7 protein-coding genes and 1 pseudogene are annotated in these 9,017 nt (G+C 74.3%); 5 read left to right on the top strand and 3 right to left on the bottom strand.

Annotated features, from left to right (window positions below; translation table 11 throughout):
* Both ABD54_RS23600 and ABD54_RS23595 read right to left on the bottom strand, forming a co-directional pair.
* Window positions 1-496 (bottom strand): DUF4184 family protein (locus ABD54_RS23600; RefSeq protein ID WP_047871731.1); only part of this gene is annotated, 496 nt, incomplete at its 3' end.
* Window positions 497-523: 27 nt separating this feature from the next.
* Complete coding sequence (locus ABD54_RS23595) at window positions 524-1,258, bottom strand: hypothetical protein (RefSeq protein WP_047871730.1); 735 nt, start codon at window positions 1,256-1,258, stop codon at window positions 524-526.
* Window positions 1,259-1,990: 732 nt separating this feature from the next.
* On the opposite strand from ABD54_RS23595, the gene ABD54_RS23590 reads away from it, so the two are divergent.
* The 5 genes from ABD54_RS23590 to ABD54_RS23570 all read left to right on the top strand — a co-directional run bounded on the left by ABD54_RS23590 (window position 1,991) and on the right by ABD54_RS23570 (window position 8,833).
* Entirely contained in the window at window positions 1,991-3,925 is a 1,935-nt protein-coding gene (locus ABD54_RS23590; protein ID WP_047871729.1) for a methylmalonyl-CoA mutase family protein, read from the top strand.
* Complete coding sequence (gene scpA, locus ABD54_RS23585; RefSeq protein WP_047871728.1) at window positions 3,922-6,138, top strand: methylmalonyl-CoA mutase; 2,217 nt, start codon at window positions 3,922-3,924, stop codon at window positions 6,136-6,138. Before ABD54_RS23590 ends, scpA begins: the two co-directional genes overlap by 4 nt.
* A gap of 69 nt (window positions 6,139-6,207) precedes the next feature.
* Window positions 6,208-7,368, top strand: a complete 1,161-nt coding sequence (meaB, locus tag ABD54_RS23580; RefSeq protein WP_047871727.1) for a methylmalonyl Co-A mutase-associated GTPase MeaB — start codon at window positions 6,208-6,210, stop codon at window positions 7,366-7,368.
* A gap of 419 nt (window positions 7,369-7,787) precedes the next feature.
* A complete protein-coding gene (locus ABD54_RS23575) occupies window positions 7,788-8,159 on the top strand; it encodes an STAS domain-containing protein (protein WP_013156533.1) in 372 nt (123 codons plus the stop codon).
* Between the two features lie 38 nt (window positions 8,160-8,197).
* A complete protein-coding gene (locus tag ABD54_RS23570; RefSeq protein ID WP_047871726.1) occupies window positions 8,198-8,833 on the top strand; it encodes a bifunctional 2-polyprenyl-6-hydroxyphenol methylase/3-demethylubiquinol 3-O-methyltransferase UbiG in 636 nt (211 codons plus the stop codon).
* On the opposite strand, the pseudogene ABD54_RS29220 reads toward ABD54_RS23570, so the two are convergent.
* Window positions 8,815-9,017: pseudogene (locus tag ABD54_RS29220) on the bottom strand (hypothetical protein); the annotation flags it as partial. The gene ABD54_RS23570 and the pseudogene ABD54_RS29220 overlap by 19 nt on opposite strands.

Genomic DNA, 9,017 nt, shown 5'->3' with positions numbered 1-9,017 from the left:
CGCGGTGGACCCACCAGGCCAGGGCGGCCAGGCCGCCCGCCGAACTCGCGTACATCAGCACGTTGTAGAGCAGGTGCGGGCCCGCCACCGGGGTGCTCAGCAGCGGCCAGGCCCGCACCAGGGCCCCGCCCGTCTGGGTGAAGGAGTCCCAGGCCATGTGCGTGACCGAGCCCACCGCCAGCGCCGCGGCGGTCAGCGCGGCGACCCGTACCGCCTCCCGCGCCGATCGGGGAGCCCGGGCACGCGGTGCCGGGACCCCTCCGGCCAGCGCGTGCAGCGGTGGCCGGAGCACGTACGCGTACAGCGCCAGCACGGCGCCGCCGAGCAGCACGTCCAGCCACAGCCCGGCGGGACCGTGCGTGGTCGCCGCGGCCACGGGCAGCGGCAGGTAGTACGGCAGGTCCGGCGCCACCGACCCGACGAGCAGGGCCGCCGGGGGCAGCCGGGTGCGCGCCAGGGGCAGGACCGCCGCGACATGGCTGGGTGTGAAGGGCACGTCGTCCTCCCCCGGCGGGCCCGGCCGCTACTCCGCGTCCAGGTACTGGTAGGTGGCCAGGGTCCCCCCTATGAGCACGAAGACCTCGTAGGGGGAGACGGCGTCCTCCGGGGAGTCCGACCCCGCGAGTCCTCCGTCCCGGGCGTAGCAGAGGTAGGGGGCCCGTTCCGCGCCCGGCTCGACGGCCACGACGTCGTCCATGTCGCAGTACACCGCCTCCACGCCGTGGTCGAAGCGGATGGTGTCCTCGACGACCTCGCGGACGGTGGGCAGTTCCGGGTACTCGAACCGGAAGGCGGCGCCGCCGTCCCCGGACAGGACCGGGAACTGCATGTCCAGGCCGCCGTAGGTGAGGGTGCAGCTCAGACCCGGTTCGACGGGTTCCGTCATCTGTTCGGGACACGCGGCGGCGGCGCCCGGATCGACCCGGGAGGCCTTGCGGGTCACCTCCGTCAGCAGGGCCCAGGCCGCCCGTTCGGACACCGACGCGGAGGACTCGGGCTCGGCTGGCAGGGCGGACTCGTCCACCTGTGGTCTGGAGACGGGAACGGGGGCTTCGACGAGGAGCCCGGCGAGCTCCTCCTGGGACAGCGCCTCCGGCGGAGTGCCCTCCGCGGCGGTGGTCTCCTCGACGGCCTCTTCCGAGGGCGACGAGGCCTCCGCGGGGTCCTCCCCGCCGCCACAGGCGGACAGGGCGAACACGAGCGAGAGGGAGACCGCCGGGGTAAGGGCGAAGCGGCCGTGAGGGGGGAAGAAGGGCATCTCTGTCCTTTTCGTCCTTGATGGGGGTTGGGGGGATGCCGTGGACCGTGAAAAGCATGGGGTGGCCCGCCAATCCGACTCCCGTCACCCTCCGTCGGTTCACCGAATACCAGGAGTGTGTTCCACTTCACTGAAAGAGCGCGTGTGGTGACACTTCGGTGAAGTGCGGAACCCCTGAGGCGCCCAAGCCCTCCGGGGCTTCCGCCCCCGCTGTGAGCAGGCACGGAAGCGCGCACCCCTCGCGGCCGTGCGCGTGCGCCGCGTCCCCGGCCCCGGCGGGCCGATCCCGGCCGCCCGGGCCCCTCAGTGGATCGCCCGTACCCTTCCGATCGCGTACCCGCCGTGCCCGCCTCAGTCGACGGTGGACTCCGCCGTCTCCCCTGCCGTGTCGTTCGGGGCCGCGCATGCGGTCGGGGCCGGAACGGAACCGGCGGCGACGGGGCCGGGCGCCCCACGGCGTCCGCGGACGGGGGGCCGCGCGGGGCCTCCCGGAGCGTCGGACGACGCGGGGGAGCGGTTCGCGCGCACCGTCACCGGCGGGGCGAAGACGCGCCCACGCGCGCCCGGCCCGCCCCGGGGGGCGTGGACCCCCGCAAGGGGCGCTGAGCCGAACACCCCGGGACGGGGGGAGGGTCCGGCGCCTCCTCCGGCTGATCCGGCCCGACACGCGGTGTGCCGTGCCCCACACCCCCGGGGCGGCGCGACCGAACGCGATTCTCTACCATCCACTATATGGACGTCCCTGAGAGCGGGGCCGCCGGATCCGGCGCCCCCAACCCGGCCGACGGGTTCCCCGCCGCCACACACCAGCGGTGGCGCGAACTCGTGGCGGGGGTGCTGCGCAAGAGCGGTGTCCCCGAGGACCGGCTCGCCGACACACCCGAGTCGGTACTGGCCACGCACACCTACGACGGGTTCGACATCGAGCCCCTCTACACATCCGACCCCCCGGCCGCCGAACCCGGCTTCCCGGGGCTGCCCCCCTTCACCCGGGGCCACCGGCCCGGCGGGTCGGTCCCCGAGGGCTGGGACATCCGCGCCCGCCACACCGACGCCGACCCGGCCGTCCTGCGGCGGCGCCTGCACGCCGACCTCATGAACGGCGTCGGCTCGCTGTGGATCGCCGTCGGCGGCACCGGCCTGCCCGTCTCCGCGCTCGGCCAGGCCCTCAGCGACGTCTACCTCGACCTCGCGCCCGTGGTCCTAAACGCCGGGGCCGATTACGCCGACGCCGCCACCGCGCTGCTCGACGCCCACACCGACGCGGGCGTCCCCGACGGCCGGATCACCTCCCACCTGGGCATCGATCCCCTCGGCACCGCTGCCCTGGCGGGCGAGCGGCCCGACGTCACGGACCCCGCACGCCTGGCCTCGGAGCTGGCCCGCGGACGCCCCGGCCTGGGACTGCTCGTCGCCGACGGCCGCCTCGTGCACAACGCGGGCGGCTCCGACGCCCAAGAGCTCGGCTTCGCCGTCGCCTCGGGGACCGCCTACCTGCGCGCCCTGCACGCCGCCGGGATGGACCTGCCCGACGCCGTGCGGCGGATCGAGTTCCGCCTGGCCGCGAACGCCGACCAGTTCGGCGTCATCGCCAAGCTGCGCGCCGTCCGCGCCATGTGGGACCAGGTCCTCGACGCCTGCGGGGTGCCCGCCGACCAGCGCGCCATGCGACTGCACGCCGCAGCCTCCGAGGCGATGACGACCCGGCGCGATCCCCACGTGAACATGCTGCGCACGACCGTGGCCTGCTTCGCCGCCGGAGTCGGGGGAGCCGACGCGGTCACCGCCGCCCCCTTCGACTCCGCCGTGGGCCTGTCCGACGACTTCGCCCGCCGCATCGCCCGCAACACCCAGTCCCTGCTCATCGAGGAGTCCCACCTGGCACGGGTCATCGACCCCGCCGGGGGCTCCTTCTACGTCGAGGCGCTCACCCGCGACCTGTACAGGGCGGGTTGGGCGTTCTTCCGGGAACTGGAGGCCGCGGGCGGGGCCGCCGAGGCCGTGGAGCACGGCCTGCTGCGCGAGCGCGTGGACGCGGTGTGGACGCGCCGACGCCTCGACCTCGCCCACCGGCGCTCCCCGCTCACCGGCGTCAGCGAGTTCCCCGACGCCGAAGAGGTCCCTCTGGTGCGGCCCGCCGACCCCTCGCGGCCGCCGGCCCCGGTCCCCGGCGGCTTCCCGGTGCGCCGCTACGCCGAGGACTACGAGGCGCTGCGCGACCGCAGCGACGCCCGCGCGGGAGACACCGGACGGCGGCCCACCGCCTTCCTCGCCACGCTGGGACCGGTCGCCGCGCACACGGCCCGCGCGTCCTTCGCGGCCAACCTGCTCGCCGCGGGCGGCGTCGCCTCACACGAACCCGGCCCGCTCGACGGCGCCACCGCCGTCGCGGAGGCCTTCGCCGCCTCGGGCAGCCGCGTCGCCGTGCTCTGCTCCTCCGACGCGGTCTACGCCGAGCAGGCCGAGGACGCCGCACGGGCGCTCAGGCGCGCGGGGGCCCTCCGGGTCCTGCTCGCGGGCGCGCCCAACGACTCCTACCGCGAGGCCGGGGTCGACGCCTTCGCCCACCGGGGGTGCGACGCCGTCGCCCTCCTCACCGACCTGGTCGACGTCCTGATCGCCGATCCGCCGGCACCGTCCGCCACTGCCGAGGGGGCGCACGCATGATCCCCGACTTCTCCGACGTCCCGCCGCGGCTCCCCGCCTTCCAGGGCGACACCGCCTCCGGACACGCCGCCTGGCACACAGCGCTGGAGGCCGGGACCGGCAAGGCCGCCGACGCCCTGGAGTGGGAGACCCCCGAGGGCATCGGCGTCAAGCCGCTGTACACCCCCGCCGACCGCGCGGGCCTGGACTTCGTGGACGGGCTGCCCGGCATCCCGCCCTACCTGCGCGGGCCCTACCCGACCATGTACGTCAACCAGCCGTGGACCATCCGCCAGTACGCCGGGTTCTCCACCGCCGAGGAGTCCAACGCCTTCTACCGGCGCAACCTGGCCGCCGGGCAGAAGGGCCTGTCGGTCGCCTTCGACCTGGCCACCCACCGGGGCTACGACTCCGACCACCCCCGGGTGGCGGGCGACGTCGGCATGGCGGGCGTGGCCATCGACTCCATCTACGACATGCGCCAGCTGTTCGACGGGATCCCGCTGGACGGGATGAGCGTGTCCATGACCATGAACGGCGCGGTGCTGCCGGTCCTGGCGCTCTACATCGTGGCCGCAGAGGAGCAGGGCGTTCCGCCGGAGAAGCTGTCGGGGACCATCCAGAACGACATCCTCAAGGAGTTCATGGTCCGCAACACCTACATCTACCCGCCTCGGCCCTCGATGCGGATCATCTCCGACATCTTCGCCTACACCTCGCAGCGTATGCCGCGCTTCAACTCCATCTCCATCTCCGGCTACCACATGCAGGAGGCCGGGGCCACGGCCGACCTGGAACTGGCCTACACCCTGGCCGACGGCGTGGAGTACATCCGCGCCGGGCAGCGCTCCGGGCTGGAGGTGGACGTGTTCGCGCCGCGCCTGTCGTTCTTCTGGGCGATCGGCATGAACTTCTTCATGGAGGTCGCCAAGCTCCGCGCCGCCCGCCTGCTCTGGGCGCGCCTGGTCAGGGACCTGGGCGCGACCGGGGACAAGTCGCTGAGCCTGCGCACCCACTCCCAGACCTCGGGGTGGTCGCTCACCGCCCAGGACGTGTTCAACAACGTGGCCCGCACGTGCGTGGAGGCGATGGCCGCCACCCAGGGCCACACCCAGTCGCTGCACACCAACGCCCTGGACGAGGCGCTGGCCCTGCCCACCGACTTCTCCGCGCGCATCGCCCGCAACACCCAGTTGCTGCTCCAGCAGGAGTCGGGCACCACCCGCGTCGTGGACCCCTGGGGCGGCAGCTACTACGTGGAGCGCCTCACTCGGGAGCTGGCGGCCAAGGCCTGGGAGCACATCCGGGAGGTCGAGAAGGCGGGCGGCATGGCCGCCGCTATCGACGCGGGGCTGCCCAAGATGCGCATCGAGGAGGCCGCCGCCCGCACCCAGGCGCGCATCGACTCGGGCCGCCAGCCGGTGATCGGCGTCAACAAGTACCGCCCCGACAGCGCGGACGAGATCGAGGTCCTCAAGGTCGACAACTCCCGGGTGCGCGCCCAGCAGTTGGAGAAGCTGCGCCGCCTGCGCGAGGAGCGCGACGAGGACCGGGTGCGCGCCGCGCTCGACGCGCTCGCCGAGGCGGCCGGGGGCGGGTCCCGGGCGGACGGGGCGCTGACGGGCAACCTCCTGGCGGCGGCGGTCGACGCGGCCCGCGCCAAGGCCACAGTGGGCGAGATCTCCGACGCCATGGAGAGGGTCTTCGGCCGCCACTCCGGGCAGATCCGTACGATTCAGGGTGTGTACAGGGACGAGGCGGAGGGCAGCGCCGACGCGGCCGACCTCATGGAGCGCGTGACCCGCCGGGTGGAGGAGTTCACCGAGGACGAGGGCCGCCGACCCCGCATCCTGGTCGCCAAGATGGGCCAGGACGGCCACGACCGGGGCCAGAAGGTCATCGCGACCGCCTTCGCCGACCTGGGCTTCGACGTGGACGTCGGCCCGCTCTTCCAGACCCCGGCGGAGGTCGCGGCGCAGGCCGTGGAGGCCGACGTGCACGTGGTCGGGGTGTCCTCCCTGGCCGCGGGGCACCTGACCCTGGTGCCCGCGCTGCGTGAGGAGCTGGCCCGGCTGGACCGCGGGGACATCATGATCGTGGTGGGCGGGGTCATCCCCCCGGCGGACTTCGCGCCGCTGCGTGAGGCGGGCGCGTCGGCGATCTTCCCGCCGGGGACGGTCATCGCCGAGGCCGCCGTCGACCTGCTCGACCAACTGGACGAACGGCTGGGCTAGGGCAGGGCGCGAGGGGCGCCGACCGCCGGGCCGGGAGGCGGCGCCGGGACCGGGAAGAGGGAGGCAGGCGTGGCGGAGCAGGGTTCCGTGCCGGGCGCGCGGCGTTCGGGGCGACGCCGTCGGGTGGACGTGGACGCCCTCGCCGAGGGGGTCCTGGCCGGGCACCGGCCCACCCTCGCGCGGGCGATCACCCTCGTGGAGTCCCGCCGCCCGGACCACGCGCGCGCCGCGCAGGAGCTGCTCGTGCGGCTGCTGCCGCACACCGGCGGGGCCCGGAGGGTGGGTATCACCGGGGTACCCGGCGTCGGCAAGTCCACGTTCGTCGACGCGCTGGGCACCCGGCTGACCAAGGCCGGGCACCGGGTGGCGGTGCTGGCGGTGGACCCCTCCTCCACGCGCACCGGCGGCAGCATCCTGGGCGACAAGACCCGGATGGAGCACCTGGCGGTGGACCCCGACGCGTTCATCCGGCCCTCGCCCACGGCGGGGACCCTGGGCGGCGTAGCCCGCGCCACGCGGGAGACCATGCTGCTCATGGAGGCGGCCGGGTTCGACGTGGTCCTGGTGGAGACGGTGGGCGTCGGCCAGTCCGAGGTCGCGGTCGCCGCCATGGTGGACTGCTTCTGCTTCCTCACGCTGGCCCGCACGGGGGACCAGCTCCAGGGCATCAAGAAGGGCGTGCTGGAGCTGGTGGACGTGGTCGCGGTCAACAAGGCCGACGGGCCGCACGCCGACGACGCGCGCAGGGCGGCGCGCGAGCTGTCGCGGGCGCTGCGGCTGCTCCAGCCCGCGCACCCCGACTGGCGTCCCCCGGTGCTCACGTGCAGCGGCCTGACCGGCGACGGGCTCGACGAGGTCTGGGACGCCGTGACCCGGCACCGCGCGGTGCTGGAGCGCGACGGCGCGCTGGCCGAGCGCCGCAGCCGCCAGGGGGTCAGCTGGATGTGGGACCAGGTCCGCGACCAGCTCATGGACGCGTTCCTGCGCGATCCCCGGGTGGCCTCGCTCCTGCCGGGGACGGAGGAGCGGGTGCGGTCGGGGGAGACCACGGCGACCCTCGCCGCGCGCACGCTGCTCGACTCCTTCCTCCGGGACCGCGGGTCCCGTCCGGAGGGCGGACCCGGAGGCGGCGCGGTGCGGGGATCGGAGCCGACAGGTGAACGCGGTGGCGCCGCCGGGCCCGAGCACGGCGCGGAGGCTTCCCGGGGCCCGGATCCGTCCGTCGGGTGAACGCGGTGGCGGCCCGGGGCCGGGGTGCGGGCCGCCTGCCCCGGTCGGGGCGCGGGTTCGGTCCGTCGGGTGAACGCCCGGTGACGGCTGTGCGGCCGTGCGGCGTTGCCCGGGCGTCCACGGCGCACCCCATGTCATGAAATGTCCCGGTGGCAACGGTATATAACGGGCACTCACCGCCGAGTTCGTGCCCAGGAGGCGAAAATTTCTTCCGCTATGCCATTCCCGAACGGGCGGTTCGCTTATACCGTGTGTGTCCAACGACTTACCAGGCTCGCGGACGTACCGTACGCTCCCCCCTGACGTCGGACCGGCTCTGTGGGAGTGGCGCCGGTCCGGGTGGGCGTGGTCCGCCGGTCTGCGTATGGTTAAGCGAAGGGACCCCTCACCATCTCAACGTGGGGCCGGGAGGAGTGAACGTGCACAGGCTTGGGCTGAGCACGCGGGTGGAGAGCCGCAGCGTCATCGTCGCGATCGAGGGAGAACTCGACATCGCGACCGCCGCCGACCTCCAGGAACACATCCAGTCCGCCGTCGAGGACCACGGTCCTTGGCTGATCCTGGACCTGTCCGCTCTGGACTTCATGGACTCCAGCGGTCTGAACGTCATCATCAACGCCTACAGGACCGTCCGCGAACTGGGCGGCTCGCTGGCGCTGGCCGCTCTGAACGAACGCGTCACCAAGGTCGTCCGCCTGGTCGGCCTGCACCGCCAGGTCCCGGTCCACCAGACCGTGGCCACCGCCGTCGCCGCCATGGAGGCACTGGAGGCCAAGCGCCAGGCCGGATAGCCTTCGGGCCCATGGGTCCAGTCCTTCCCCCGGGTCCCGTGGGCATCTCCTGGGACCACAACAGCCACTACCACGAACACCTCCTCCGCCACGTGCCCCCGCACTGCACCCGAGCGCTCGACGTCGGGTGCGGCGGCGGCAGGTTCGCCAGGTCCCTGGCCTCCCGCGGGATCGCCGTCGACGCGATCGACCCCGAACCGCGGATGATCTCCATGGCCCGTGAACGCACGCCCGCCCGGCTGCCGGTCCACTACCGCGTGGCCGCGCTGGAGGAGACGGAGCCGCGTCCCGGGGGGTACGGGTTCGTCAGCTCGATCGCCAGCATCCACCACATGCCGTTCGGGCCCTCGCTCGAACGGATGGCCGCCGCCCTGGCCCCCGGCGGCACGCTGGCCGTCCTCGGCCTGTACGCCGAGAGGGACGCCGCCGACGTCGCGACCGGCCTGGCCGCGCTGGGCCCGCAGTGGGCGGTCGGACTCGGCCTGCGGCTGGGCCGCGCACTCACCGGCACGCCGAACCCGCACGAGGTGGGGCCCACCGCCGAGATGCCGGTGCGCGACCCGCGGACGGGCCTGCGCGAGATCGCGGAGGAGGCCGGTGAGGTGCTGCCCGGCGCACGTCTGCGGCGGCTGCTGTTCTGGCGCTACTCGCTGGTCTACACGCGACCGGCCTGACCCCGTTCGGGGTCGGGCCGGTCGCTTCGTGTCGGTCGCGTGTGCCGGTCGTGCTGGCCGTGCCGCTGCGCGGGCCGGTCCGCTTGGGGTGCGGCCCGCCCGGTCGCGACGTCGGCGGCGTCCCTCTCGGCGTACAGGCCGAGGACGGCCAGCGTGCCGCCGGGGGCCAGGGCGGCGGCCATCC

It is taken from the genome of Nocardiopsis sp. RV163 (assembly GCF_001029525.1).
Taxonomy (GTDB): Bacteria; Actinomycetota; Actinomycetes; order Streptosporangiales; family Streptosporangiaceae; genus Nocardiopsis; species Nocardiopsis dassonvillei.
This window is presented reverse-complemented; position numbering and strand designations above follow the sequence as displayed.

What these genes read in the sequence shown, in the direction of transcription:
- ABD54_RS23590 (WP_047871729.1), top strand. Translation starts at nt 1,991, where the DNA reads ATGGACGTCCCTGAGAGCGGGGCCGCCGGATCCGGCGCCCCCAACCCG.
- ABD54_RS23595 (WP_047871730.1), bottom strand. Translation starts at nt 1,258, where the DNA reads ATGCCCTTCTTCCCCCCTCACGGCCGCTTCGCCCTTACCCCGGCGGTC.
- scpA (WP_047871728.1), top strand. Translation starts at nt 3,922, where the DNA reads ATGATCCCCGACTTCTCCGACGTCCCGCCGCGGCTCCCCGCCTTCCAG.